At 67.1% G+C, this 25,652-nt stretch carries 30 protein-coding genes; 9 read left to right on the top strand and 21 right to left on the bottom strand.

Annotation, left to right across the window (positions count from 1 at the left end; translation table 11 throughout):
- Nucleotides 1–6: 6 nt before the first annotated feature.
- On the bottom strand, nt 7–582 hold the full coding sequence (locus ACFWUP_RS12415; RefSeq protein WP_379233558.1) for a TetR/AcrR family transcriptional regulator: 576 nt from the start codon (nt 580–582) through the stop codon (nt 7–9).
- Nucleotides 583–730: 148 nt separating this feature from the next.
- Between ACFWUP_RS12415 and ACFWUP_RS12420 the strand changes: the two genes are divergently transcribed.
- Nucleotides 731–1,417 (top strand): DUF899 family protein, encoded by a 687-nt coding sequence (locus ACFWUP_RS12420; RefSeq protein ID WP_379233560.1) that lies wholly within the window; start codon nt 731–733, stop codon nt 1,415–1,417.
- Here the strand turns inward: ACFWUP_RS12420 and ACFWUP_RS12425 are convergent.
- Nucleotides 1,396–1,920, bottom strand: a complete 525-nt coding sequence (locus ACFWUP_RS12425; protein ID WP_379233562.1) for a hypothetical protein — start codon at nt 1,918–1,920, stop codon at nt 1,396–1,398. The genes ACFWUP_RS12420 and ACFWUP_RS12425 overlap by 22 nt on opposite strands.
- Before the next feature lie 182 nt (nt 1,921–2,102).
- Between ACFWUP_RS12425 and ACFWUP_RS12430 the strand changes: the two genes are divergently transcribed.
- Nucleotides 2,103–3,095: an LLM class F420-dependent oxidoreductase gene (locus ACFWUP_RS12430; protein WP_379233564.1), complete on the top strand. Its 993-nt coding sequence runs from the start codon at nt 2,103–2,105 to the stop codon at nt 3,093–3,095.
- A gap of 15 nt (nt 3,096–3,110) precedes the next feature.
- Here ACFWUP_RS12430 and ACFWUP_RS12435 read toward each other — a convergent pair whose 3' ends face one another.
- From ACFWUP_RS12435 to pnuC, 3 genes are all read right to left on the bottom strand, one after another.
- On the bottom strand, nt 3,111–3,599 hold the full coding sequence (locus ACFWUP_RS12435) for a DUF3558 family protein (RefSeq protein ID WP_379233566.1): 489 nt from the start codon (nt 3,597–3,599) through the stop codon (nt 3,111–3,113).
- Between the two features lie 149 nt (nt 3,600–3,748).
- Nucleotides 3,749–4,813 carry an AAA family ATPase gene (locus tag ACFWUP_RS12440; protein WP_379233567.1) on the bottom strand — a complete coding sequence of 355 codons (1,065 nt, stop codon included), beginning with the start codon at nt 4,811–4,813 and terminating at the stop codon, nt 3,749–3,751.
- Nucleotides 4,810–5,451: a nicotinamide riboside transporter PnuC gene (gene pnuC, locus ACFWUP_RS12445; RefSeq protein WP_379233569.1), complete on the bottom strand. Its 642-nt coding sequence runs from the start codon at nt 5,449–5,451 to the stop codon at nt 4,810–4,812. Before pnuC ends, ACFWUP_RS12440 begins: the two co-directional genes overlap by 4 nt.
- A 144-nt stretch (nt 5,452–5,595) precedes the next feature.
- Here pnuC and ACFWUP_RS12450 point away from each other — a divergent pair, with 144 nt between their 5' ends.
- A complete protein-coding gene (locus ACFWUP_RS12450; protein ID WP_379233571.1) occupies nt 5,596–6,021 on the top strand; it encodes an RDD family protein in 426 nt (141 codons plus the stop codon).
- A 2-nt stretch (nt 6,022–6,023) separates the two neighbouring features.
- Here the strand turns inward: ACFWUP_RS12450 and ACFWUP_RS12455 are convergent, their stop codons facing one another.
- The 5 genes from ACFWUP_RS12455 to ACFWUP_RS12475 all read right to left on the bottom strand — a co-directional run bounded on the left by ACFWUP_RS12455 (nt 6,024) and on the right by ACFWUP_RS12475 (nt 10,719).
- Nucleotides 6,024–6,275, bottom strand: coding sequence for an NUMOD3 domain-containing DNA-binding protein (locus tag ACFWUP_RS12455; protein ID WP_379233802.1), 252 nt, complete (start codon nt 6,273–6,275; stop codon nt 6,024–6,026).
- A 541-nt stretch (nt 6,276–6,816) separates the two neighbouring features.
- Nucleotides 6,817–8,922 (bottom strand): class 1b ribonucleoside-diphosphate reductase subunit alpha, encoded by a 2,106-nt coding sequence (gene nrdE / locus ACFWUP_RS12460; protein WP_379233804.1) that lies wholly within the window; start codon nt 8,920–8,922, stop codon nt 6,817–6,819.
- Nucleotides 8,923–8,960: 38 nt separating this feature from the next.
- Nucleotides 8,961–9,434, bottom strand: coding sequence for a class Ib ribonucleoside-diphosphate reductase assembly flavoprotein NrdI (gene nrdI, locus ACFWUP_RS12465; protein WP_379233573.1), 474 nt, complete (start codon nt 9,432–9,434; stop codon nt 8,961–8,963).
- Nucleotides 9,435–9,529: 95 nt separating this feature from the next.
- Entirely contained in the window at nt 9,530–9,763 is a 234-nt protein-coding gene (nrdH, locus tag ACFWUP_RS12470) for a glutaredoxin-like protein NrdH (RefSeq protein WP_067449291.1), read from the bottom strand.
- Between the two features lie 386 nt (nt 9,764–10,149).
- Nucleotides 10,150–10,719 (bottom strand): NAD(P)H-dependent oxidoreductase, encoded by a 570-nt coding sequence (locus tag ACFWUP_RS12475; protein WP_379233575.1) that lies wholly within the window; start codon nt 10,717–10,719, stop codon nt 10,150–10,152.
- A gap of 96 nt (nt 10,720–10,815) precedes the next feature.
- On the opposite strand from ACFWUP_RS12475, the gene ACFWUP_RS12480 reads away from it, so the two are divergent.
- Together ACFWUP_RS12480 and nadE are read left to right on the top strand one after the other, a co-directional pair.
- Complete coding sequence (locus ACFWUP_RS12480; RefSeq protein WP_379233577.1) at nt 10,816–11,463, top strand: TetR/AcrR family transcriptional regulator; 648 nt, start codon at nt 10,816–10,818, stop codon at nt 11,461–11,463.
- Between the two features lie 6 nt (nt 11,464–11,469).
- A complete protein-coding gene (nadE, locus tag ACFWUP_RS12485; protein ID WP_379233579.1) occupies nt 11,470–12,294 on the top strand; it encodes an ammonia-dependent NAD(+) synthetase in 825 nt (274 codons plus the stop codon).
- Here the strand turns inward: nadE and ACFWUP_RS12490 are convergent.
- From ACFWUP_RS12490 to moaA, 4 genes are all read right to left on the bottom strand, one after another.
- Nucleotides 12,291–12,563, bottom strand: coding sequence for a hypothetical protein (locus ACFWUP_RS12490; RefSeq protein WP_379233581.1), 273 nt, complete (start codon nt 12,561–12,563; stop codon nt 12,291–12,293). The two genes, nadE and ACFWUP_RS12490, sit on opposite strands and share 4 nt — an antisense overlap.
- A gap of 90 nt (nt 12,564–12,653) precedes the next feature.
- Nucleotides 12,654–13,016: an iron chaperone gene (locus ACFWUP_RS12495; protein ID WP_379233583.1), complete on the bottom strand. Its 363-nt coding sequence runs from the start codon at nt 13,014–13,016 to the stop codon at nt 12,654–12,656.
- 2 nt (nt 13,017–13,018) lie between these two features.
- Nucleotides 13,019–13,261, bottom strand: a complete 243-nt coding sequence (locus ACFWUP_RS12500; protein ID WP_379233585.1) for a MoaD/ThiS family protein — start codon at nt 13,259–13,261, stop codon at nt 13,019–13,021.
- Entirely contained in the window at nt 13,254–14,312 is a 1,059-nt protein-coding gene (gene moaA, locus ACFWUP_RS12505) for a GTP 3',8-cyclase MoaA (protein ID WP_379233587.1), read from the bottom strand. The genes ACFWUP_RS12500 and moaA overlap by 8 nt, the downstream gene beginning before the upstream one ends.
- Nucleotides 14,313–14,454: 142 nt before the next feature.
- Between moaA and glp the strand changes: the two genes are divergently transcribed.
- Genes glp through ACFWUP_RS12520 form a run of 3 tightly spaced genes read left to right on the top strand, consistent with a single transcriptional unit; the run spans nt 14,455 to nt 17,205 of the window.
- Nucleotides 14,455–15,660, top strand: a complete 1,206-nt coding sequence (gene glp, locus ACFWUP_RS12510) for a gephyrin-like molybdotransferase Glp (protein WP_379233589.1) — start codon at nt 14,455–14,457, stop codon at nt 15,658–15,660.
- Complete coding sequence (gene moaCB, locus ACFWUP_RS12515) at nt 15,657–16,781, top strand: bifunctional molybdenum cofactor biosynthesis protein MoaC/MoaB (RefSeq protein ID WP_379233591.1); 1,125 nt, start codon at nt 15,657–15,659, stop codon at nt 16,779–16,781. The genes glp and moaCB overlap by 4 nt, the downstream gene beginning before the upstream one ends.
- Nucleotides 16,774–17,205: a molybdenum cofactor biosynthesis protein MoaE gene (locus ACFWUP_RS12520; RefSeq protein ID WP_379233593.1), complete on the top strand. Its 432-nt coding sequence runs from the start codon at nt 16,774–16,776 to the stop codon at nt 17,203–17,205. Before moaCB ends, ACFWUP_RS12520 begins: the two co-directional genes overlap by 8 nt.
- Here ACFWUP_RS12520 and ACFWUP_RS12525 read toward each other — a convergent pair.
- The 3 genes from ACFWUP_RS12525 to ACFWUP_RS12535 form a co-directional block, all read right to left on the bottom strand.
- Nucleotides 17,202–18,239, bottom strand: coding sequence for a CobW family GTP-binding protein (locus ACFWUP_RS12525; protein WP_379233595.1), 1,038 nt, complete (start codon nt 18,237–18,239; stop codon nt 17,202–17,204). The two genes, ACFWUP_RS12520 and ACFWUP_RS12525, sit on opposite strands and share 4 nt — an antisense overlap.
- Before the next feature lie 193 nt (nt 18,240–18,432).
- On the bottom strand, nt 18,433–20,034 hold the full coding sequence (locus tag ACFWUP_RS12530; protein ID WP_379233597.1) for an N-acetylmuramoyl-L-alanine amidase: 1,602 nt from the start codon (nt 20,032–20,034) through the stop codon (nt 18,433–18,435).
- Between the two features lie 187 nt (nt 20,035–20,221).
- Nucleotides 20,222–20,758: a sigma-70 family RNA polymerase sigma factor gene (locus tag ACFWUP_RS12535; protein ID WP_379233599.1), complete on the bottom strand. Its 537-nt coding sequence runs from the start codon at nt 20,756–20,758 to the stop codon at nt 20,222–20,224.
- A gap of 202 nt (nt 20,759–20,960) precedes the next feature.
- Here ACFWUP_RS12535 and ACFWUP_RS12540 point away from each other — a divergent pair, with 202 nt between their 5' ends.
- Nucleotides 20,961–21,296 carry a hypothetical protein gene (locus tag ACFWUP_RS12540; protein WP_379233601.1) on the top strand — a complete coding sequence of 112 codons (336 nt, stop codon included), beginning with the start codon at nt 20,961–20,963 and terminating at the stop codon, nt 21,294–21,296.
- Here the strand turns inward: ACFWUP_RS12540 and ACFWUP_RS12545 are convergent.
- The 4 genes from ACFWUP_RS12545 to ACFWUP_RS12560 form a co-directional block, all read right to left on the bottom strand.
- Complete coding sequence (locus ACFWUP_RS12545; RefSeq protein ID WP_379233603.1) at nt 21,233–22,810, bottom strand: nitrilase-related carbon-nitrogen hydrolase; 1,578 nt, start codon at nt 22,808–22,810, stop codon at nt 21,233–21,235. The genes ACFWUP_RS12540 and ACFWUP_RS12545 overlap by 64 nt on opposite strands.
- A gap of 76 nt (nt 22,811–22,886) precedes the next feature.
- Nucleotides 22,887–23,567, bottom strand: a complete 681-nt coding sequence (locus ACFWUP_RS12550; RefSeq protein ID WP_379233605.1) for a response regulator — start codon at nt 23,565–23,567, stop codon at nt 22,887–22,889.
- Nucleotides 23,564–24,655, bottom strand: a complete 1,092-nt coding sequence (locus tag ACFWUP_RS12555; RefSeq protein ID WP_379233607.1) for a sensor histidine kinase — start codon at nt 24,653–24,655, stop codon at nt 23,564–23,566. Before ACFWUP_RS12555 ends, ACFWUP_RS12550 begins: the two co-directional genes overlap by 4 nt.
- Before the next feature lie 121 nt (nt 24,656–24,776).
- Nucleotides 24,777–25,610, bottom strand: a complete 834-nt coding sequence (locus tag ACFWUP_RS12560) for a helix-turn-helix transcriptional regulator (RefSeq protein ID WP_379233609.1) — start codon at nt 25,608–25,610, stop codon at nt 24,777–24,779.
- Between the last annotated feature and the right edge of the window lie 42 nt (nt 25,611–25,652).

Below are 25,652 nucleotides of genomic sequence, written 5' to 3' on the forward strand. Positions count from 1 at the left end.
CACCGGTCACACCACCTGCGGCAGTCCCGCGATGACGGTATCGACGGCCTGTTCGGCGAGCGGCCACAGTTCGGCGCGGTCCAGGTGCCGCAGCGGCCCGCGCAACGCCAGTTCCGCGAATCCGTGCACGGTGGACCAGCAACTCCAGGTGGCGCCGGCGCGTGCCGCGGGGGCGAGGCCGCCGATGTGCACCATCATGTCGAGCGCGTCGGCGAGCGCGAGATAGGCGGGCGAGTCGACGACCGACTCGGGCGAGGTGTCGCCCGCACCGAAGAACGCGACCGCGAACCAGCCCGGTTCGGTCAGCGCGAAGGCGATATAGCCGAGGCCGACCGCGCGCAGGCTCTCCCGCGGCGCCGTCGGACTGCGCTCCATCGCCGCGGCCATCCTGGACTCGATCGCGGCCGAGACCGCACGCAGCAGGGCTTGCCGGTCGGGGAAGTGCCGGTAGGCGGCGTTGGGCGTGACGCCGACGCGGCGGGTGACTTCGCGAATCGTCAGCGCGTCAGGACCGCCGGATCTGGTGAGTTCCAGTCCCGCTTCGACCAGCGCCGCCGCGAGGTCACCGTGGTGATAGGCCAACCCTTGAACTCCCTTTCGAAGAAGTATACGGTGTGAACATAGTAAATGTGGACGCTGTGCACATCGTACGGCGCACCATGACCGGGGTTGTCCATCACCGTCGAGGCGCACCGTGACCGGACTGCCCACCACCGTCGGGAGGCGCACCATGACCGCATTGCCCACCATCGTCGACCAGGACACCTGGCAGGCCGAACTCGATCAGCTCCGGATTCGGGAGAAGGCCGCGACCCGCGAACTCGACGCCGTCGCCGCCCAGCGACGCCGCATGCCCGCCGTCCAACTGCCCGACTACACACTGAAAGCCGAAGACGGCAGCGATGTTTCGCTCGCGGAGGTCTTCGACGGCCACCCGCAGCTGATCACCTATCACCACATGTGGACGCCCGGGAACACCTGGCAGTGCCCCGGCTGCACCGGCCTGACCGCGCAGTGGGCCCGGCTCGATTTCCTCGACGGCTACGACGCGCGATTCGTCATCGTGACGCAAGGGCCGATGGATGAGGTACTCGCCTACAAGAAGCGCGTCGGCAACACGATGACCTGGTATTCGACCGCCGACAGCCCCTTCGGCGCCGACATGGGCGCAGGCCCCGACGCCGGCTTCGCCGTGAACACCTTCCTGCGCGACGGCGACACCGTCTACCGCACCTGGCACACCGACGGCCGCGGCACCGAACAACTCGCCTACAGCTTCGGCCTCATCGACGCCCTCCCCTACGGCCGCCAGGAGGAATGGCAGGACAGCCCGGAAGGCTGGCCCCAATCCCCCACCTACAGCCGCTGGCCGAGCAGCAAAGACATCGCCGCCTCCTACGGCGACCCGAACACCTGATCCATATCGGCACCGACCGCCCGCTCGACGGCAGGCCAGTCGGGCGTGTGGGTCACCCATCCGGGGACCTGCCCGGTCTGAGCGCCGAACAGGTACAGCCGCGGCACGAGGTCGCGCAGGAAACGGTGCACGTCGAGGCGGTCGTCGATCATGTGGGTGATGCCGAGTTCGGCGCAGTGCGGGGCCTTGTCGGCGCGAGTTCTGCAGAAGCGCAAGTGTTCTCGGGGGATGCCGGTGCGGGCGGCGAAGTCGTGGTGGTCGAGCCACTGCCTGGTTCGCTGCTCGATGCGCGGGCCGCATTTCGAGATCACCCAGGCGTTGCCGTGCACCCGGTCGACCAGCCGGGCGAGCACCTCGAAGGCGTCGGGGCTCGGCGGCGTGCTCATCGCTTCGTCGAAGCCGCCCGACAGGAAAGCAGTGTCCGCGGCACCCGGTGTGAGCGCGGCCCCCTGGATCACTCGGCCGAAGTCGATGCCGAGGCGGGGTGGGGAAATATTGTTCATACGAGAGTGAGCATGCCCGGGTTTTCCCCGCGTGCCAAGTGAATTTCGGCGGATAACGGCCGGTCCAGGGTTCAGCGCGGGGCGCGTGGAATGGTTGTCTGGGCGCGTGGAAGTGGAACAGTGGAGGTCGACAGACGCGGCGGGTGGCGCCGCTCGGGTTCTATGACTCCAGGAGAAAACCTGTGCGCTTCGGCATCTTCGTTCCCCAGGGCTGGCGGCTGGATCTGGTCGGTATCGAACCGGCCGATCAGTGGTCGGTGATGCGCGAGCTGGCTCAGCGGTTCGACGCGGGCACCGAGTGGGAGTCGATCTGGGTCTACGACCACTTCCACACCACGCCCGTGCCCACCGACGAGGCGACTCACGAGGCGTGGACGCTGATGGCGGCGTTCGCGGCCACCACGTCCCGGGTGCGGTTGGGCCAAATGTGTACTGCCATGAGCTACCGCAACCCCGCCTACCTGGCCAAGGTGGCTGCCACCGTCGACCTCATCTCGGGCGGCCGGGTGGAGATGGGCATCGGCGGCGGCTGGTACGAACACGAGTGGCGCGCATACGGTTACGGCTTTCCGTCCGCCGGTGAGCGCCTCGGCCGCCTCGACGAAGGCGTGCAGATCTTCCGTCAGGCCTGGCAGACCGGCCGCACGACCCTCGACGGCAAGTACTACCAGGTCGACGACGCCATCGTGCACCCACGCCCGTTGCAGGAGAACGGAATTCCGATCTGGATCGCGGGCGGCGGCGAGAAGAAGACCCTGCGCATCGCGGCGAAGTACGCGAACTACACCAACTTCAGCGGCCAGCCCGAAGAGTTCACCCGCAAGTCCGATATCCTGCGCCAACACTGCACCGAGGTCGGCACCGATTTCGCCGCGATCACCCGCAGCTCCAACTTCAACGCCATCGTCGGCACCACCGAAACCGAAGTACAAGAACGCATTTCGACTGTCATCGATCGCTTCACCCCCTTCCTCGGCGCCGACGAAGCGGAAACCTATGTCCACGAACAGTTCGCGACCAGCGCCGCCGCAGGCACCCCCGAACAGATCATCGAACGCCTCACGGAGCTGAAGAATCTCGGCCTCGGCTACTCCATCCTCAACTTCCCCGAAGCCGCCTACGACACCTCCGGCATCGAACTCTTCGAACGCGAGGTGATCCCGGCATTGGCCTGACCCCCAGCGGCAGGCCTATGCCGGGAAGGTCGGGACGATCGATTCGCCCATCTGACGCAGGGCGATACAGGGGTCGATGGGCAGGTCGGTGGGGTTGTTCACTACGACCATCCGGATGACGCCTTGGTCGGCGGAGAAGAGGACGTCGCAGGAGTTGGGGGCCGCTGCGGCGGCCAGGCGGCGGCCTGCGCGGCCTGCGACGGTTTCGTCGGTGAAAGCTGTTTTGCCTGATTCCTTTTCGAACTCCTCGAGGGTTCTCGAGGTCGAGAAGACCTTCAGGTGGACGGTGGCGCCGGTCCATTCGCAGGTCTGCCAGCCCGCGGCGGGTGCACCCGCGGCAACTTTCGTCGCGGGGTCGACACCGGCCTTCTGCAGTGCGTCGGCGGTCACCCCGGTGCAAGGCTCGAACAACACTTTCGCTTCCGCGGACTCGTCGCTCGAACATCCGACCAGCGCCGCCAGCGCCAATCCCCCGGCCGCTACCGCCATGAGCGCGCGCTTCATCTGCTCCCTCTCACCGTGCATCGCAAAACGCGGCCACGTTAACAAGGTCGGCAACGGTGCGGTGGGGTCCTCGGACAAGACTTGGGCCGATCACCACAAGCACGCCGATCGTCTGTGACGAACCCGCACCCGCGCACCGGACAGGCGAACTAGGTGCACGCCCGTTCACTTGTGACACGCTCCGGCAGCGGGTCCGCAATGGACCAGCCTGCGGCCAGCAGCGCGTCGACGGCGGCCACTGCGGCGGCCATGCGCTGTTCGTGCGGGCCGGTGAGCATCGTGAACGGTCGTCCGGTGCGGGTGAGCTCGTCGCGGAAGCGGCCGGTCATCCACGGTCGCAGGTGCTCGCCGTCGCGCAGACCGTCGTCTTCGAACGCGACGCCGACATGGTCGGTGAGCAGCCACAGGTGCTGGCGCCGCTCGGCGACGATGCCGGGATGGGCGTGGCCGAGATAGCGCTCATGCCAGATGGTGGTGGCGAACGCATCGGTGTCGCAGACGAGCACCGGCCCGGTGTCGCGGGCCGCGCGATCCTCCGCCGCCTGCTGACGCGAGGCGATCAGCGGAAATTCCGGGGAGGTGAACTCGACGTCGGACCAGTGCCCGTCCGGACCGAGCGCGGCCAGCTTTCGTTCGCTGTATTCGCGGCCGTATTCGGGGACGTAGCCCGCGCCGTAATGCTGGGCGAGCGCTCGGGCGATGGTCGTCGTTCCGGTCGACTCCGCACCGAGCACCACCACCCGCTTGGTCATGGCGGCGCGGACCGGCGGCGACAGGAAATCCCAGTGCGCGAGGGGATTTCGGCGGATCGCAGTCGCCGAGATCGGATGACGGAGTCGCTGCGGGTCGACGCAGATCGAGTCGGCACCGAAGCGTCGACCCAGCTCCTCGCCATAAGCCTCCGAGGTGAAGACCGCATCCACGCGATCAGGAACAGCAGCGAAGAACACTGCCATGTGCGCATCCCAGATCGCAGGATCGGCGATATCCATCGGTACGTCGTCCACCGCGCCGACAACGGAAATATCAGGCTCCGAATGCATTTCGCGCATCCAGGCCACGCGGTCGGTCAGCGGGATCGACTCCGCCGACGAGGCGCAGACCAGCACGGTCAGCCGATCGCAGCGGGCGGCGGCGGTGCGAATCAGGTGGTGATGTCCCGCGTGCGGCGGATAGAACTTGCCGAGAACCAGCCCGTGCCCGTATCGCGTCATGCCGCGACCACCACCCGCTCCTCGACCGCATCACGCCGCCAGGCGATCAGCCCGCGCACGCAGAGCGCGAGGAATCCGAGGTACAACAGCGCCGTGAGGAACAGCCCCTTGTGGGCGTAGAGCGGGATATAGACGATGTCGGCCGCGATCCACAACCACCACGACTCCAGTCGCTTACGACACTGCCCATAGGTCGCCATCAGCGACAACGCGGTGGTCAGCGCATCCCAGAACGGCACGGTGGACTCGGTGGCGGTGTCGAGCAGCACGGTGATCGCGGCGGTACCGAGCACGCCACAGGCAGCGAGCACCACCCATTCGACCCGCGTCATCCGACGGACGGGCAGCGGCTCGGTACGCGTGGCCCCGTGCGCCCACGTCCACCACCCGTACCCGGCCAGCGCGATGAACACCACCTGCAATCCCGCATCGGCGAAAAGCCCTGCCTGCGTGAACAACAGAATGAAGAACACATTGTTGGCGATGCCGATCGGCCAGTTGGCGATGTGCTGGCGCGCGACCAACCACACGCACAGCGCGCCGGTGCCGAACCCGAGCACCTCGGTCCAACTCACCGCGGTTCCGAGCAGTGTGAACAACGGTTGCTGCAGTGCGGCAATCAGATCCGACATATCCATGTCCCCACCTTCATTATTAGTCGAATTGCCCATAACTTAGGGCGGGGGTTGCCGCAAGCTTCTTCGGGTTGACGAGAGTCGTTGATCAGGGCGGCAAGGTCAGCAGCGGGTGCTTGTTAAGCGGCGTCGACCACGCTGAGCCGCATGAGCAACGCAGCACCGCCCCGGCACGCGGCGAGGAACCGTGGAGACGAGCGACCCGGGTTCGTCGCACCCGATGCCCGTGAGCCCCGCCGGCCGAGCGACGAATTCCCGCTCACCGCACGCACTTCCAGCGGCGACGAAACCGGCGTGATCCCGGCGTTCCTCATCGACATGACACTGCACGCCGCGATCGGCGCCACCGCCTGGTACCTCGCGCCCGGCGCAACCGCCGTCCTGTACGGCATCCTCGCCTGGCTCGGCGCGTCCTTCCTGCACCGCACGGTCATCCAACGCCACACCCGAACCACCATCGGCAAATGCCGATACGGCCTGCGCCTGCGCTACGCCGACGGCACCTACCCCTCGACCTGGCAACTGATCGTCCAGTGGTTCCGAGGCGGCTGGTCCTGCTTCGATCTCTTATAAGTTCAGCTATCCGCTTCAGATTCGGGAGCGTTCTGCTTCGCCTGGTCCTCGATGCAATACGCACAGGATTCTTTGAACACAGCCTTATTCGTGTGATGGCGGGTGTGTGCGTTACGCCTACTGGAGGGCATCGGTCGCCCCTTCCGAACAGCAGACATCTTCGCCCGAGTCTCGGCACTGGCTGTCCGCCCGTAGTTCGGGTTTCCTGCGCCGGTTCTCATCTCAGATAGGCGCAGGCGCTGCTCCTGCGACATCACGCGGCCGAATCCGGGGTGTTCTGGACCGAACTTCCCATAGTTTGGATTGGCTTCGCCCGGCCGACCATTTCGCCCGTTGTGCAGCCGAGTGCGTACGCCCGTAGAACGGAGCCTCGGCACCGAACCGGTGTACGCCCGGACGGCCAGTCCCGCGAATCCGCGCGGCCTCCCGCATCTCCGCAGTCCAGACCACACCGTTTGGTCCGAGTCCACCCTCGGCCAGATTGAGCAGCGGCTGGCCTTCTCTCCGCAGATACGCAATCCAGTCAATCTCCGCGCGCCCCAGATTGTTCAGGCCATAGACCCAATCGAGGACGTCGGCAACTACATCATCGCGATTCTGTTTGCGCAGCCAGTCATAGAAGGGAGTCTTCCGACCCGCACGGGCGACGTGGAAGTGCTGTCGAAGCCGAACATTCTCCGACTTCGTTGTCAGCCCGATATACCGGTAATCAAATTCAGCACGGAGGCGAACTCCGTAAATAACACCACTTCGTGGCTTACTCATTTCCCCCCAATGCCGAATTTTACCGAGGCATTATAGCATACAGCTAACGCAACCCTCCACGGCAGTCCCCTCGAGGGCCATCTGGCGCAGGCGGATGTAGTAGAGCGTCTTGATGCCCTTGCGCCAGGCGTAGATCTGCGCCTTGTTGAGGTCGCGGGTGGTGGCGGTGTCCTTGAAGAACAGCGTCAGTGACAGGCCCTGGTCCACGTGCTGGGTGGCCGCGGCGTAGGTGTCGATGATCTTCTCATAGCCGATTTCGTAAGCGTCGTCGTAGTACTCGAGGTTGTCGTTGTCCAGGTAAGGGGCCGGGTAGTAGACGCGGCCGATCTTGCCTTCCTTGCGGATTTCGATCTTCGACGCCACCGGGTGGATCGAGCTGGTGGAGTGGTTGATGTAGGAGATCGAGCCGGTCGGCGGGACGGCCTGCAGGTTCTGGTTGTAGATGCCGTATTCCTGCACCGAGGCCTTGAGCAGGCGCCAGTCGTCCTGGGTGGGGATGCGCACGCCGGCGTCGGTGAACAGCTGAGTCACCTTGTCGGTCTTGGGAATCCAGGCCTGCTCGGTGTACTTGTCGAAGTACTCGCCGCTGGCGTACTTGGAGTCGGCGAAGCCGCCGAAGGCGGTGCCGCGCTCCTTGGCGATCAGGTTCGAGGCCCGAATCGCGTGATAGACAACGGTGTAGAAGTAGATGTTGGTGAAGTCCACGCCTTCTTCGGAGCCGTAGTGGACCCGCTCACGTGCCAGGTAGCCGTGCAGGTTCATCTGGCCGAGGCCGATGGCGTGGGACTCGTTGTTGCCCTGCTCGATCGAGGGCACCGAGAAGATGTGCGTCTGGTCCGAGACGGCGGTGAGTGCGCGAATCGAGGTCTCGATGGTCTGACCGAAGTCGGGCGAGTCCATCGCCTTGGCGATGTTGAGCGAACCGAGGTTGCACGAAATGTCCTTGCCCACCTTGGAATACGACAGGTCGTCGTTGAATTCCGAGGGGGTGGAGACCTGCAGGATCTCCGAGCACAGGTTCGAGTGGGTGATCTTGCCCTTGATCGGGTTGGCCCGGTTCACCGTGTCCTCGAACATGATGTAGGGGTAGCCCGACTCGAACTGCAGCTCAGCGATGGTCTGGAAGAACTCGCGCGCTTTGATCTTGGACTTGCGGATGCGCTTGTCGTCGACCATCTCGTAGTACTTCTCGGTGACGTTCACATCGGCGAACGGCACACCGTAAATGCGCTCGACGTCATACGGCGAGAACAGGTACATGTCCTCGTTCTTCTTCGCCAGCTCGAAGGTGATGTCCGGGATCACCACACCCAGCGACAGCGTCTTGATGCGGATCTTCTCGTCGGCGTTCTCGCGCTTGGTGTCGAGGAAGCGGTAGATGTCCGGGTGGTGGGCGTGCAGGTACACCGCGCCCGCACCCTGACGCGCACCGAGCTGGTTCGCGTAGGAGAAGGAGTCCTCGAGGAGCTTCATGATCGGGATGACACCCGAGCTCTGGTTCTCGATCTTCTTGATCGGCGCGCCGTGCTCACGAATGTTGCTGAGCAGCAGGGCGACACCGCCGCCGCGCTTGGACAGCTGCAGCGCGGAGTTGATGGAGCGCCCGATGGACTCCATGTTGTCCTCGATACGCAGGAGGAAGCAGCTCACGGGCTCGCCGCGCTGCTTCTTGCCGGAATTGAGGAACGTCGGGGTGGCGGGCTGGAAGCGGCCGTCGATGATCTCGTCGACCAGGTTGCTCGCCAGCACCTCGTCGCCCGCGGCCAGCGTCAGCGCCACCATGCAGACGCGGTCCTCGAAACGCTCCAGGTACCGCTTACCGTCGAACGTCTTGAGCGTGTACGAGGTGTAGTACTTGAACGCGCCGAGGAAGGTCGGGAACCGGAACTTCTTGGCGTAGGCCTGCTGGAACAGCTGCTTGACGAAGGGTCGACCGTACTGGTCGAGCACCTCCGGCTCGTAGTAGTTCTCCTTGACCAGGTAGTCCAGCTTCTCGTCCAGGTTGTGGAAGAAGACGGTGTTCTGGTTCACGTGCTGCAGGAAGTACTGGTGCGCGGCCTCGCGATCCTTGTCGAACTGGATCTCGCCGTTGGGGCCGTACAGGTTCAGCATCGCGTTGAGGGCGTGGTAGTCCATGACCACCTCGCCCGCGTCGGGCCGCACCGCCGACTGCTCTAGGCGTGCTGACTTGCCTGCCGGTGCTGTGGTTGCTGTTGCCAAAACAATCCCAATCCCTCTCGGACGCGCGCGACGTCCTCAGCGGTTCCCATGAGTTCGAAGCGATACAGATACGGCACCCCGCATTTTTGCGAGATGATGTCTCCTGCAACGCAATAGGTATCGCCGAAGTTCGTGTTTCCGGCCGCGATCACCCCGCGCAGCAGTGCGCGGTTGTGTGGGTCGTTGAGGAACTTGGCGACTTGCCGTGGAACGAGGTCCTTGTCGGGACGTTCTCCGCCCATGACGTGTCGACCACCACCATAGGTGGGGGTGATCAGCACGTAGGGTTCGTCGATCCGCGGCGATTCAGCAGTGGTGTGTAGTGGAAGTCGAGTTGCCGGGAGACCGAGCTTCTCGACGAAACGATGAGTGTTCTCCGAGGCGCTGGAGAAGTAGACCAGCCCGCCCGGAGTCGTCTGCTCGGGCATGGCGCCTCCTTACCGGCGAACCGGCGCGAAACTACGCGTACCTCCGCCTGCGCTCCGGCCATGCGCATCTGAAGAACGCTTCGCGTCGGTGACTATTATGCAGCCGCGACGGCGAGCGCCTTGATGCGGTCGGGACGGAAGCCCGACCAGTGATCGTCACCCGCGACGACGATCGGCGCCTGCAGGTAACCCAGCGCCATGACGAAGTCACGCGCCTCGTCGTTCTCCGAGATGTCGATGACGTCGTAGTCCACGCCGACCTTGTCGAGAGCCTTGTAGGTGGCGTTGCACTGCACGCAAGCGGGCTTGGTGTACACGGTGACGGTCATTGGGAGTCCCTCTCTCTATGCCTGATCCACAGCCAGTGATCCGTATGCAATGCACGAACGGGTGATGCTGCGCAAACTCCTGGATCTGGCGGAGAAAGCCCTGCTCGCAACCCCTTCCCTTGGGCCCGATCAGTGGTGGCTCCACACCGTCTTCCAGTACGACAGACACTACACCTAGTGTCCGACAGATGGGAACAACACAAGGTGTTGCGAGTCGCACCGATGTAATTCCTACGCGGTAAGTCCCAGGACGGGCGCCCGGCCAGCAGGGAAAACGGTGGTTCAGATCACAATTTCGTCTCCCGGCGAGTCTTCAGCAAACTTCGCGGACAGCGAAGGGGCGTCGCATCCGCGATGGATGCGACGCCCCTGTTCGAAGGCCCAGCTTACGCCGAGATCCGCGCGCCCTTCGCCGCCGCGACCAACTCGTGCACGGTCGCGCCGAGTTGGGACAGCGCCTCCGCGTCGCGGGCCGGATGCGTCTGCCCGAAGCGCTCGCCGATGGTGGCGAACTGCGCGGTGGCCGACTCGACGACGATGCCGCCCGCCACGCCGACCGACTTGACCGCGTCGCCGTGCGCCCACGCCGCGGCGCGCGGACTGATCGACGCGCTCACCACCGCGACCGGCTTGCCCTTGATCGCACCGGCGCCGTACGGGCGCGAGGCCCAGTCGATGGCGTTCTTCAGCACGGCGGGCAGGGTGCCGTTGTATTCGGGAGTTACCAGCAGCAGGGCATCGGCTTCGGCGACGGCGGCACGCAGGGCCTCGGCCTGCGCGGGCACCGCACCGGGCACGTCCAGGTCCTCGTCGTAGAACGGGAGCTCGCCGAGACCCTCGTAGATGGTGATGGCGACGTCGGCGGGCGCGGTCTGCGCGGCGGCCTCGGCCAGGCGGCGGTTGATGGAGCCCGCGCGCAGGCTTCCGACGAGAGTGAGGATGCGGGTCTCGCTCATGGCGACTCCTGGTGTACTCAGTGGGGTGATCCAAGTTTCATCCAGCATCAACCGGACTGCGGTCCGATTACTTCCCGTGGAGGGCTAGTGAGCGGCGTGAGCTCCAGCACACCCAGGTCCGACGAGCCGCTGCTGCTGGGAATCGGGCAGCCGCTGCCGGGCAGCGCGGAGCCGGTCGAACGCGCCGACGCCGCCCGTAATCGCGCGCTACTGCTCGACGCGGCGCAGCAGCTGGTGCGCGAACACGGTGTCGACGGCCTCACCATGGACGCGCTCGCCAAACGAGCGGGGGTCGGCAAGGGGACTGTTTTCCGCCGGTTCGGCAATCGGACCGGGCTGATGCTGGCCCTGCTCGACCACTCCGAACAGAAGTTCCAGGCGGCGTTCATGTTCGGGCCAGCGCCACTCGGGCCGGGGGCGAGCCCGGTCGACCGGCTGATCGCGTTCGGGCGGACCCGGCTGCTCGACATCGAGGTCGAAGGCGATCTGCACCGCGCCGCGGAGGCCGACGGGCGTTTCGGTGCCGGACCGTACGCCCTGCACAAGGCGCATGTGGTGCTGCTGTTGCGCGCGACCCGGATCGACGGTGAGATCCCGCTGATCGCCGACACGCTGCTGTCCTCACTGTCGGCGGCCCTGGTGATCCACCAGGTCGAGGTGCTCGGCTACTCGCGCGAACAGATCGGCGACAACTGGGAATGGCTCGTTCGCCACCTCGTTTCGCCTGTCTCCCAAGTACAGTGAGACCGCATGGGGACACTGCGTGAACAGATCATTGCCGAATTGGGTGTGCTGCCCGAGATCGAGCCGAAGCAGGAGGTCCGGCAGCGCGTCGACTTCCTGAAGGACTACCTGGCCACCACCCCGGCCAAGGGTTTCGCCCTCGGGATCAGTGGCGGGCAGGACAGCGCGCTGGCCGGGCGGCTGTGCCAGCTGGCCGTCGAGGAGTTGCGGGCCGACGGTGTCGAGGCCAAATTCCTCGCCGTGCGACTGCCCTACGGCGTGCAGGCCGACGAGCACGACGCGCAGATCGCCCTGAACTTCATCGACCCCGATCGCACGGTCGTGGTGAACATCCGGCCCAGCGCCGACGCGATCGGCATCGAGGTCGCGGGCGCGCTGGATCACGAGCGGTTGCGCGATTTCGTGCGCGGCAACATCAAGGCGCGTGAGCGGATGGTCGCGCAGTACGCCCTCGCAGGTCAGGAAAGCCTGCTGGTGGTCGGTACCGATCACGCGGCCGAGGCGGTGACCGGGTTCTTCACCAAGTTCGGCGACGGCGGTGTCGACCTGACGCCCCTCACCGGCCTCACCAAGCGCCAGGGCGCAGCCCTGCTGCAGGAACTCGGCGCCCCGTCGAGCATCTGGTCCAAGGTCCCCACCGCCGACCTCGAGGACGACCGCCCGGCGCTGGCCGATGAGGACGCCCTCGGCCTGCGCTACAGCGAGATCGACGATTACCTCGAAGGCAAGGACGTCACCGCGGAGGTGGCGACCCGACTGGAAACGATCTTCACCAACACCCGCCACAAGCGCACCGTCCCGGTCACCCCGCTCGACACCTGGTGGCGCTAGGCCGACATCGCCTCGGTCAGTCCGACGACGAACCCGACCAGACAGGCCAGCAACGTCAGCCCGGTCAAGCAGCCCCCGACCAGGTTGCCGCGCTGTGTACGCACCCGCTTGGCCTCGGCATCGAGACCGGCCTCCCTCGCCGAGGGCAGGAAGAACAACACGAGCGCCCCCAAGCACCCCGCAGCGAGAATCCACGCGAACGGGTTGAACCCGCGCTGATACGCGAGCACGCCCATCACCACCATGACCACGACCATCCCCAGCGACACCGCACACACACTTTCTCGAAACGCACGCCGGGCCCCGGCACGTCGAGGAGCGTAGCGAGGTCTACGATGCGGCGCGAATCCTGTTGCGGATCAACAGATCACCGCGCCGTCACCGGATGCGGTGGCGCGCAACAGGTCTCGGACCAAGTCGTAGTCCGGTTCTTTGCGGAAGCGTAGGCAGCTCTTGCCCATGTCGTGGGCTGCGAGGCGGTCGGTGAAGGCTTCGTGGATGTCGGAGCGGAGCAGGTAGACGGAGATGTAGTGCTTCTGGCTGGCCACGGCGACTTCGGGGGTGCCGTCGCGTTCGTAGGTGGGCATGCCGTAGGCCATCACCTCGGTGAAGCCGGGCAGCTCCTGGAGGCACAGGTCACGCAACCTGGTGACGGCCTCGCGACGACCGTCGGGGAGTTCGGCGAGATAGGTCGGTACGTCGGGGGCTTTGCTCTGGACCACGGCTAGCCGCCGGCGAAGGGCGGGAGGACGTCTACTCGGTCGCGGAGCATGGCGGAGGGGTCGCGGGTGAGTTCGTCGCCGATCAGGAAGGCACAGACGCCGACGAGGCCGTCTACGTCGGAGCCGTAGGTGGCGGCGAGGGTGGCGCGTAGGTCGGCGACGGTGGCGCCTGCGGGGAGGTCGAGTAATTCGGTGTTCTTGCCGACCGCGTCGGCGATGGCGGCGAAATAGCGGACCTCAACCACCGATGGCTCCCATCGTGCGTTCCGGGGGGACGAAACCGGCGGCATCGATGCCGTGACCGGCCCATTTCTGCCACATCGCGCCGCGCCACAGTTCGGCGACCTCGTCGTCGTCGGCACCTGCCCGCAACGCGGTGCGCACGTCGAATTCCTGGTCGCTGAACAGGCACGAGCGCAGCATGCCGTCGGCGGTGAGCCGGGTGCGGTCGCAGCTGTCGCAGAACTTGCGGGTGACCGTGGCGATGATGCCGACGGTCGCCGGACCGCCGTCGACCAGCCATTTCTCGGCCGGGGCCGACGGGTCGGCGCGGGCGGTCGGCGTGAGAGCGAAGCGTTCGCCGAGGACTTCCAGGAGGTCGGCGGCGGTGACCATGTTGTCGCGGGCCCACTCGTGGTCGGCGTCGAGGGGCATTTCCTCGATGAATCGGAGTTCGGCCTGTTCGGCCAGGCACCAGGCGAGCAGGTCGGCCGCGCCCTCCAGGTTCTGGCGCATCAGCACGGCATTGACCTTCACCGGAGCCATGCCGGCGTCGCGCGCGGCACGGATGCCGTTGAGGACCGATTCGAGGCGATCGCGGCGGGTGAGGCGGGTGAAATCTTCCCGGTCGACGGTGTCGAGGGAGACGTTGACCCTGGTCAGACCGGCGGCGGCGAGCTTGTGGATGCGGTGTTCCAGGCCGACCCCGTTGGTGGTCATGGCCAGCGGCGTGCCGGGCACCGCCTCGTGACAGCCCGCGATGATCTGTTCCAGCTCGCGGCGCATCAGCGGTTCGCCACCGGTGAACCGGACTTCCTTCACACCCAACTCGCGCACGGCAAGCGACACCAGGCGCACGATCTCGTCGGCGGTGAGCAGTTCCTCGCGCGGGATCGGCGGCAGGCCTTCTTCGGGCATGCAATAGGTGCAGCGCAGCGAACACTTCTCGGTGATGGACACGCGCAGGTCGCGCGCGATCCGGCCGAAGCGGTCGACGAGGAACGGCGTCTCGGGCCTGCCGTCCAGGGACGGCCGCTCCGAGCGCACAGCGGGAATCCCCATCTGGACCAGCGTCATCCTTCCAGTATGACCCGTAGGGCCCGTCACATTCGGGGCGCCGGGCCGATTCGTCGCGAACTCGTCAGCTCACCGCGGGGCACTCGCCACCGTGAGCGACGCGGAACCGTCTCCGCCCGAGAGCGCCTATTAGGCTGGCTACATGACTCCCCGGCCCGCCACCGCGTCGGCACGCAGCGTCGACGAGTACCGCGACACCGTCGCCGCGCTGCTGGCCCACCTCGCCGACCGGCCCGACGAACAGGTGCCGGTTCCCGACGCGCTCGGGCGCACACTGTCGGCCGATGTGGTGTCGCCGATCGACCTGCCGGTGTTCCGCAACTCGGCGATGGACGGTTACGCCGTGCGCGCGGCCGATGTCGCCGTCACGCCCGTGACCCTGCCCGTTGTCGGCGTGGTCGCGGCCGGGAAGCCGGGCACCGATGCCTTGCCGGCGGGTTCGGCGTTGAAGGTGATGACCGGTGCGCCGATGCCACCCGGCGCTGATTGCGTGGTGCCGGTCGAGGACGTGCAGGCGGGCGAGGGACGGATCGTCATCGAACGTGGCCGTGGGCGTGGGGAATTCGTGCGCGAGGCCGGAACCGATGTGCGAACCGGGGAGCTGGTCGCGCGAGCGGGAACGGTGCTCGCGCCCCGGCACATCGCGGCGCTGGCGGCTGTCGGCTTACCTGCTGTCCCGGTGCTTACTCGACTACGTGCCGTCTGCATCACGACCGGTGACGAATTGCAGCCCGCGGGCAGCACCCTCGCACCCGGCCAGATCTACAACTCCAACGGCATCGCCTTGGCCGCCGCGTTGCAGGCCGACGGGGTGGAGGTGGTCGAGATCGCGCACAGCACCGACGACCCAGCCCTGTTCACCTCGGTGCTGCACGCCGCGACCGCCGTCGCCGACCTGGTTTTCACCTCCGGTGGGGTGTCCAAGGGCGATTTCGAGGTGGTCAAGGATGTGTTGGGGCCGCTCGGTGGCACCTTCGGGTCGGTCGCGGTGCAACCCGGCGGGCCGCAGGGGTACACCGTGGTCGACGAGGTGCCCGTGCTCAGTTTTCCCGGGAATCCGGTGAGCACGATGGTTTCCTACGCCGTCTTCGCCCGGCCCGCCGTGCGCGCGCTGGCAGGACTGCCGGAAGTGGTGAGCCGTGAGGTGACCCTGCTGACCCCGGTGCGCTCCCCTGCCGGTCGTCGCCAGTATCTGCGTGGGTTGCTGACCGAGGACGGGGTCGAAGTGATCTCGGGCCCCGGGTCGCATCTCATCGCGGGGATGGCCTGGGCCGATGTGCTCGTCGACGTTCCTGCCGAGGTCACCTCGCTGGCCGCCGGTGCCCCTGTGCGAATCTTGTCCCTATGAGCGAGTTGTCCCACGTCGACCGTGAGGGTCGGGCGCGCATGGTCGATGTCAGCGCGAAAGCCGACACCACCCGGATCGCTGTCGCCGCAGGCGAATTGCAGACCACGGCCGAGGTGATCGCGCTGGTGCGGGCCGAGGGGATGCCGAAGGCCGATGTGTTGTCGACGGCGCGGTTGGCCGGGATCGCCGGTGCGAAAAGGACTTCCGAGCTGATTCCGCTGTGCCATCAGCTGGCGTTGTCGTCGGTGAAGGTGGAGTTCGGGTTCACCGAGACGTCCATCACTGTCGAGGCGACCGCCAAGACGAAGGGGCCCACCGGGGTCGAGATGGAAGCGTTGACCGCTGTCGCCGTGGCGGGGCTGACGCTGCACGACATGGTGAAGGCGGTGGATCCTGCCGCAGTGATGAACGGGGTGCGGCTGGTCACCAAAGAAGGTGGCAAGCACGGACATTGGGTGCGACCGGAGGTCCGGGGCGACAGTGGATCCGTGCCGACTCCGGCCGACGCCGCACCCGCCGGAGTCGAGTCCGCGCCGCCAGTGACCACCGCCGTCGCGGATGTTCGAGCCCACTGCATCGCGGGCGCTCTCGACATTGCCGAGGTGGCAGAACTCTCCGACGCTGAACCTGCCGGCGCACAGGATATTTCGCGAACGGCCGTCGTCGTGGTCGCGTCCACCGGCAGCGCGGCCGGCACCCGTACCGATACCACTGGCCCAGTTCTTGCCGATTGGCTTGCCGCCCAAGGTTTCTCGGTGCGCGGACCGCTCGTCTACGCCGATGCCGACATCGCCGCCGGACTGGCCGACGCGCTGAGCGAGCAGCCCGCGTTCGTCGTCACCACCGGCGGCACCGGCGCCTCCCCCACTGACGCGACACCCGAGGCCACCCATGCCGTGCTCGACCGTGAGCTGCCCGGTGTCGCCGAGGCGATCCGGCAGCGTGGGACCGCGAAGTTCCCGCTCGCCGCGTTGAGTCGTGGCGTCGCCGGGCTGGCGGGTCGGACCGTCGTCGTCAACCTGCCCGGGTCGCCCGGCGGGGTGAAGGACGGGATCGCGGTGCTGGAACCGCTGTTGGATCATCTGCTCGCGCAAGTAGCCGGAGGCGGCAATCATGAGTGACTTCGGTGCGGTTCGGCTGGCGACCATCAGCGATTCCGACCTCGACCCCCTCGTCGTCGAAAAGGCTGTCGACGGGCCGGAATTCGGCGCTGTCGTGGTGTTCACCGGCAAAGTGCGCAACCACGACGGTGGGCAGGAGGTGAGTTCGCTGGAGTACTCCGCGCACCCCCAGGCGCAGCGCTTCCTACATGCGATCTGCGCGGAAGTGGCGCAGGCGAGCGGACTTCCGGTCGCGGCGACCCATCGGGTCGGGCCACTCACGATCGGCGGGTTGGCGATCGTCGTTGCGGTGGCCGCGCCGCACCGGGCCGAGGCGTTCACGGTGTGTGCCGAGCTGGTCGACCGGATCAAGCACGAGGTGCCGATCTGGAAACGTCAGCTGTTCGCCGACGGGCTGTCGGAATGGGTCAACGCCTGCGGCTAGTCCGCACTCGGGGTGTAGCGCCACACGCCGAGCATCGACTGCTCGTCCATCGGTGTATCGCCGTCGAAGATGGTGTCGTGCAGGCGTTTCAGTGCGGCGTCGGCATCCAGGCCGGCGCCGATGAGCACCAGGTTCGAGGTGCGTTGTTCGCCGCGTGCCCAGGTTCCGGGTGTGAAGACGATGTGTCTGCCGACCACGTGTAATTCGAACTTGCGCCGCTCCCCCGTTACCGCGAACGCCACACATCCCTTGGCGCGGAACAGGCCTGGCGGCGGATCTTCCAGGAAGCTCACCAGTGCACGGGGATTCAGTGGTCGCTCGCTGGTGAACGAGACGGACACGTAGTCGTCGTGGAGATGGTGGTGGTCTGGGGCGTCGTGATCGTGGTCGTCGAGCAGCGCGTCGAAGCTCAACTGCTGGGCCACTTTCGGTTGTTCCGGGTCGCGGTCGTCGAACAGCAGGCCGGGGTCGATGCGGCCGTGCGTTGTCGCGTAGACCGGGACCTGGTCGACCCAGTCGGTGATCTGTGCGCGTAGGGCGGTCAGCGCTTCGGGGGTGACCCGGTCGGCCTTGTTCACCAGGACCAGATCGGCCATTCGCAGGTGTGTCACCAGCTCGGGATGTTGGGCACTGGTCGAGGCGAACTGTTCTGCGTCGACCACCTCGACCAATCCGCCGTAGGCGATGCGGGGGTTCGGGTTGGCGATCACCATGCGGATCAGGTTGCGGGGCTCGGCCAGGCCGCTGGCTTCCACGACGATCACGTCGACCGCGCTGCGGGGTTGGGCCAGCCGGCCGAACAGGTCGTCGAGTTCGGAGACGTCCACCGCGCAGCACACGCAGCCGTTGCCGAGCGAGACCATCGCGTCGACCTGCCCGGCCACCAGCATCGCGTCGATGTTCACCGCGCCGAAGTCGTTGACGACCACCCCGATGCGGGTGCCCCGGTTGTTGCGCAGCAGGTAGTTGAGCAGGGTCGTCTTTCCCGAGCCGAGAAACCCAGCAACGATCACGACAGGAATCACCCGGCCCATGCTGCCACTTCGCCACCGCACCGACGTCGGCCCGTCCGTGCATCCACCGCAGGAGTCGACGTCGCACCCCGGATGACCTGCGGTGAGGCGACCTGCGGCTCGACCGACTACGAGCTGGAACGTGCCCCGACTGCCGCCGCACAGCACACCGCCCACCCCGTAGCAGGGGTGGGCGGTGCGCTCGGGGCTACTGTCAGCTGGGGCCGAAAACCATGCCTGCCAGGGTGTAGACCAGGTTGATCAGCTGGCCGGGGATGGTCGATTCGTCCATGCCGAGGGCTTGGGCCAGGGGCATCAACAGGGTCATGACGGTGGTGATCGGGCCGCCGAGCGTGCTCAGGTCGAGCTCGGATTCGTTCGAAGGCGACTCTGTCTTGGGGGTTGTGCCACGCTTCTTGGGAGTGGTGGCGGGAGCCTCGGGTTCGGCCGTACGGGCGGGGGCGCCGGGGGCTGCGGTGCGGACCGGGGCTACCGGAACCGGATCGGCGATCGGGGCACGGGCGGGGACCTGCGCGGGTGCCGGTGCGAGGGGTGCGTTCGTGGCCGGTTCCTCGGCGGGTGGCGTGTCATCACTGGACCCGCTCGGAAGCCGCGCCGGGGCCTGCTCCTGCGCGGGCGGCTGAGTCGGCGTCTTGGTGCCGGTCGTCGATGTCGACTCCTCGGCAGATCGCTGGGCCGGTGCCGGTGCGTTCGTCTCGGGGTCCGGTGTCGAGGTGGGCGTGGGACCTGCGGTCGCGCCCTCGGCGGGAGTGCCTGCGCCGGTCGGATCCTCGGCCGGTGCGGAAGCTCCGTTCTGGTCTCCGGCAGGTCCGGGTGCTGTCGGCTCGGCCGACGGATCCTCGGTCGGGGCCACAGCTGCGTTCGGGCTCCCAGCCGGGCTCGGTGCGCTGGATGACGACGGCGCGGGGGTCTGGGTGGAGTCGGCCGCGGGTGCGCGCTTCGGTGTCTGGGTCGTGGTCGCGACCGGCACCCGGGCGGGTAGCGGCGCGGCGGCGAAGGCGGGGATCGGTTTGTTCAGCAGGAACCCGACGACGCCTGTCGTGATGGCGACCGCGTGCTCGAGCTGACCTTCGCGCGATTCCAGGCGGGCGGCATCGTCGACGTTGGCGCCGTTGCCCATCTCCACGAACACCATCGGCACCTGCGTCAGCGCCGGGCCCGCCACGTCTTCCCGGGTCTGCAGGCCCGCCTTGACGCCCGCGTAGTTCGCGGGCGAGAACCCGGCCGCCAGGTAGGCATCGCGGACCGCGCTCGACACCAGGCGTCCACCACCGGACTGTGCTTTGTCGGCGATCGGGTCGGGGATCGGCAGCTGCGGCACGATCATGTGGAATCCGTGCTGGTCGGGGCCCGCGCTGTCGGCGTGGATACTCACCGCCACATCGGCGCCGGACTGGTTGGCCGCGCGGGCGCGATCGTCGACGCAGCCGCCCCAGCCGGTGTCGTCGGCACGGCTCAGCACCACCTCGGCGCCCAGCGCCTTCAGCGACGCCTGCACGAGCTGCGCGACGTCCCAGTTGATGGTGTGTTCGGGGATCCCGTTGAGCGAGGTCATCCCGGTGGTCTGGCAGTCCTTGGTGCCGCCGCGGCCGTTGTCGACCTGGCGGCTCAGGTCCTCGGTGTGCGCGGTCCCCTGGTGTCCGGGGTCGAGGAAGATCGTTTTACCGGCGAGCTGCTCACTGGTCGCCGGCTCCGGGGCGGCGTGGGCGGTCACGGGGACCAAGCCCGACAGCGACACCACCACCGCGGCGGACACGGTCGAGCAGATTCCGGCCTTGATGATGTTTGGTTGCATGTTCGGTCGGTGCTCCGGGGACGGAGCACCCCTCCCTTCCCATTGGTAACACCTGGTAACACCAAACCCAGTGGTTCACTCTTGCAACGTTGGCAACCACAGGGCAAGCACAGTTACCGAACTGTAACCGGATGGAAGTATCAAAAGACGCTGGTCGGGTGCCCAGCCGAGCGATCAGCGATCGAAGTCAGGCAACTTCTGGCAATTGCCGCAGCGATCGCAGCGCATAGTGGACCCTGGTCTTCACCGTCCCGACCGGAACACCGAGGTCCGCGGCGACTTCGCGGTATCCACGGTCGTGCAGGATCACCTCGGTCACCGCCGCGCGCTGCGGTTCCGGGAGCCGCGACAGCAGTTGGTCGACGAGCAGTCCGTCGACCAGTCCGTCGGCGAAATCCGGTCTTCCGTTGACGGACACCTCGGTGATGTCGTCCCAGCCCACATCGCCGGGTCGCACCGCGCGGGCCCGCACGATGTCGATGATGACATTGCGTTCGATCGCCAGCAGCCACGTCCGCACGCTGCCTTTGCGGCTGTCGAAGTCGCGGCACGAACGCCAGCCGCGCAGCAACGTCTCCTGGACCGCGTGCTCGGCCAGCCCCGCATCGCTGAGACTGCGCATCGCCCGCCAGTGCAGGAGCCCGCGATCGGTGGCCAGCACCTCGGCCAGCCCGTCCCTGGTACACAGGCGCGCGCAGTGCGCACCGCAGGAATTGTCCGTCATACGGGGGTATCGCGGTGAATCGCGCCGATGACAACGTCGGCGTTAAGTGACTCTTAGGGATCCTGCTGGCCCCGCGCGCGACACTTTTCTCGCGAGCCCGGCCGGGCCTGCTCCAGGAGGGGGGAGCAGGGACGCCGGGCTCGCTCATTTTCACCCGCGATCCCACCCTGGGCGACGACAATCGCCGCGAGGAGTGAACATCGTGGACATCCATGCATATCGGACCGACGCGCTGACGCCGGTCGACCGGGCCGAGGCCACGCGAGTGGCGGCCGAATACCTTCCTGCTGATCAGCCGGGGCACGATCGGAAGATCGTCGAATTCGCCGACGGTTTCGCCGTGTTCGCGGTGCAGCCGTTACACGCGCCACCGGATCGACCGATCCCGATCGGCGGCTCGGTGTACGTCATCGACAAGGCGACCGGGGCCGTCTCGTTCTGGCCGACCTATCCGCCCGGCGTGATCGCCGCGCATTACGGGCTGCTCCTGGCGGCGGACCGGTTGATCGTCGCCGATGAGTGGCCCGAACTGGACTGATCGAGCTGTTCTCGCGGTCTCCTCGGTCGATCGGCCGGGCGACGCAGAGCCGCGAGTCCGCAGGCCACCGTCAGCGCGATGGACAGTGCGCCGAACCAATCGCCCCATCGGGCATAGGGCGTGTGACCGTCAGCGGTGCGGATGTCGGCCAGTGCGGTATGGGTTTCGGTGATGTCGGTGCGGACCGACGCTCGAACGGTGCCCCGGGCGTCGATGGCGGTCAACTCGCCGAGCTGGGCGGGGCGGGCGATGGCGATGCCCGATTCGGCGGCCCGTACTGCTGCCATCCGGCTGTGTAACCAGTGGTCGACGCTGAAATCCAGTGCGGGAGCCAGGAGTAGCGTCGCCCCGTCGGTGCGGTTCTGCCGTACCAGGGCCGGGCGGTCGAGGTCGGCGCAGATGGTGAGCGCCCAGGAGCGGCCGGGGATCCGGACAGCGACCGAGCCGCGCTGTAATTCGGATTCGAGTCCGGGGACGAGATAGCGCTTGGCATAGATGGTTTCGCCCGGATAGGCGATGGCGGCGTTGACGGTGCCCTCGGGTTGCTCGAATTCCAGGCCTATGACCACGTGGACGCCACGGCGGAGAGTGACGGCGGTGAGCGGGTCGCGCAAGAGGAAGAGTTCGGATCGGCGTGCGTGCCAGGCCTTCTCGGAGAACACGATGACTTGCGCGCCTTGATCGGCGAGCTGGTCGATGGCGGTGATCGCGTCGGCGACCATTCGCGCACCGTCGGGCGACGCGATCGGGACATACATCGGTGGCTGTGCGAGCGCGACCAATCCGACCCGCGCCACCGGACCGTCACTCGCCGTGGTGGAGCACCACTGGCCCGCCCCGATCGCGGCGATCAGCGCGAGGGCCGCCATGCCCGCCAACGCCGACCGCGACGACTGCGGTCTACCCGGCGCGCGCGGGCCGCGGTGTGCGATCACTGCGGCTACTGCGGCCGGCACCCCCAGCACGAGAAAGCTGATGCCCCACACCCCGGCCACCGAAGCGATGCGCACGATCGGCCCCACCTCGGCTTGTGAATATCCGATACTCCACCACGCACCGATCCCGCCGACCATCCCGAACAGAAATTCCGCGGCTGTCCACGCGGCGGGTAGCGCGACGACTGCCCACCCGAATCTGCCCTGCATCAACAGTTTCCGGAAGAGCGCCACGCACGCGCCGAAGGTGAGTGCGCTGCCGATCAGCAGGGCGACGGCGGTCGCTACCGGTTGTTCCAGAGTCTCGGTGAAGTAGGACCAGTATCCGATGTTGCCGCCGAGCCAGGACAGCGCCGCCGCCGCGGACGCCGCCGGGGCGGACTGGCGTGTGGCCAGCCACAGCACCGGGAGTGGCGCGAGTAAGGCGATGCCGGGAATCGGATGCAGGCCGGTGCCGAAACTCCACAGCACCGCCGAACTCACGGTGGCGGCCGACCACACCGCGGTCAGCCGTCCGGTAACTCGCCGAACGACCCGCCCGGAGAACCCTTCGCGCACAATCTTTTCAGTAGAAGTCACCCGACAATCGTCACGGCGGAGGGGGTTCTCGCGCATCGCCCGCACGAGCGGAGTCGCCTCCCTCGCGCGAGTGAGATCAGTGCGCGCTGCCCGGCAGTTGGTTGTCCCCTCGAGCCACCATTCCGGATTCGTAGGCGAACACCACCGCCTGCGCCCGATCCCGCAAGCCCAGCTTCGAAAGTACGGAACTGACATGGGTTTTCACGGTGTGTTCGGTGACGACCAGCCTGGCCGCTAGCTCGGTGTTCGAACGGCCCGCGGCGAGTTCTCGCAGGATGTCGTGTTCGCGTGGAGTCAACATGGCCAGCTGCGCGGACGCTTGGGGATGCGGGCGCGCGCGGGCGGCGACCTCGGCGACCAGCCGCCGCGTCACCGAGGGCGCCAGCAGCGCGTCGCCGACAGCGACAACCCTCACTCCGTTGATCAATTCCGCCCGGCGCGCGTCCTTGAGCAGGAACCCGCTCGCACCCGCTCGCAAAGCGGCATAGACGTATTCGTCGATGTCGAACATGGTGAGTACCAGTACTTTCGCCGTCGTCTCCGCGCAGATCCGCGCGGTGGCGGCCACCCCGTCCAGTCGCGGCATGCGCACGTCCATCACCACCACATCGGGGGTGAGCCGCCGGGCCGCCGTCACTGCTTCCACACCGTCGCAGGCCTCCCCCACCACCTCGATGTCGGCTTCGGATTCCAGGATGAGCCGAAACCCGGTGCGGAACAGTTCCTGGTCGTCGACGACGAGCACGCGCATCGTCAACTCCCCTGCGCCAGTGGCAGATCGGCCGACACCACGAAGCCCGAACGCGTCGGCCCCACCCGCAGCACGCCACCGCACGCGTGGACCCGTTCGCGCATGCCGACCAAACCGAAGCCCGTCGTGTCACCCACTCGATCGTCTTTCGCCGTGGTGCCGTCGTCGGCGATGCGGACGCCGAGCCGACCCGCTGACCAGCTCAGCGCCACCTCGACCCGCGTCGCCTTCGCGTGCTTGCCCGAATTGGTCAACGCCTCCTGCACGATCCGGTACGCGGCCGCATCGGCTTGCGGTGAAATCGGCACGCGTGCTCCGTGTTCGGTGAAATGAGCGGCCAGACCACCGTGTTCGGCGAGCGCGACGAGGTCGGCGATGGCGGCCACCCCCGGCTGATGCGGCGGATCGTCCTCGCGGAGCGCGCCGATACTGTGTCGCAGCTCCCGCAGCGCATCGCGCCCACCGTCGGCGATCGCCGCGAAGGCCGCGTCGGCGCCTGCCCGATCGAGCAGCGGACCGGTCTCGGCGCGCACGATCATCGCACCGACCGTGTGCGCGAGCCCGTCGTGCATATCCCGGGCGATCCGTAAGCGCTCGCGGACCACGGCGGCGTCGCGTTCGTCGTCGAGGCGTTGGGTCCGCTCGGCGAGTGCGTCGATCTGGGCCTGCTTCGCCCGCACCCCGGACCCGAGTGCCCACGCTGTCATGAACGACATCGCGGCGTAGGCGTAGGAGTCGGCGGTCTCGCGTGGCACCAACAGCGATACCAGGATCCCCACCGCGACCAGCGCGAAGGTCATCCGCCGCTGCCGCGCGGTGCAGTACGCCGCGATCGTGTACACGCAGACCACCGTCCCGAACGGCAGCACCGGTAACGCGTGCACGCAGCCGAGCACGGTGATCGCCGGGCCCACCACGCACAGCACACCCACCGGAGCCACCCGCCGCCACAACACCGGTGCCGACGCGAGGACCGACAACACGACAACCCACCACGTAGCCCCGACGACGAGCGCGGGCACGACAGTGGCGACCGTCACGGCAGCGGCGATCACCGCGTCCAGCGGCGACGGATGTTTCCGAGGTAGTCCCACGACGTCATAGTGTGTCCGACGAACAGTCCATCGCACCTCACTCTCGAGAGTGATTCCTTGCGCCGCACCGCGACCTACGCTCGGCACATGCTGAAATCCACCGCCGCAATACCTGCCCTGATCAGGAATTATCGAGAAGCGCGCACACGCGGCGCAGGTCGTCGTCGGTGGCGGGACGCTGCACGACCAGCAGCAGGTCGGGGTCCTCGACGAGGCGCAGCTGGAACAGTTCGAGCTCGAGCTCGCCTGCCGTCGGATGTGTGAGACCCAGTGTGGTCGGGCGGAATTCGGCGACTTCGTAGCCGGCCCACCAGGCGCGGAACTCGGCGCTGTGACCGGTGAGCGCGGCGACCAAGCCGGCCAGGCGGGCGTCGTCGGGGCGCGAGCCGACGACGACGCGAAGTTGGCTGACGATCGCGCGGGCGGCGCGTTCCCAGTCTCGCATCGCCGCTCGGTCGGCCGGGTCGGTCAGCATCCACCACAACAGGTTTCGCTGTCCGGGCGCCAACCGCTCCGGATCGGTTCTGACCAGCGCGAAAGCACGATTCCAGACGACGAAGTCCCACCTCGCGTCGTGAATCACCGCAGGGCTCGGCAACAGTGCGTCGACCAGCCGCTGCAGTCGGTCGGCGCCACACGCTGGCGTGGCCGTGAGTTTCGGTTCGGCGAGGTCGGCGAGTCTGCGCAGGTGTCGATGCTGGGGTTCATCGAGCCGCAAAGCCCTTGCGAGAGCATCGATTACCTGCGAACTCGTGCTGATCCTGCGCCCCTGTTCGAGCCAGGTGTACCAGGTCAGACTTACCCCGGCTAACTCAGCGACCTCTTCGCGGCGCAGGCCGGGGGTGCGGCGGCGGCCGGGTTCGAGGTCGCCGGGCAGGCCGACGTCGGCGGGATGCAGCCTGGCGCGGTGGGCGCGCAGGAAGGCGGCCAGTTCCGCGCGGCGATTCTCGCTCATGACGCTCCGTTCGTCTCTACGAACAGTGATGTTCTGGGTAGC

The sequence above is a fragment of the Nocardia sp. NPDC058658 genome, from assembly GCF_042716665.1.
Taxonomy (GTDB): Bacteria; Actinomycetota; Actinomycetes; order Mycobacteriales; family Mycobacteriaceae; genus Nocardia.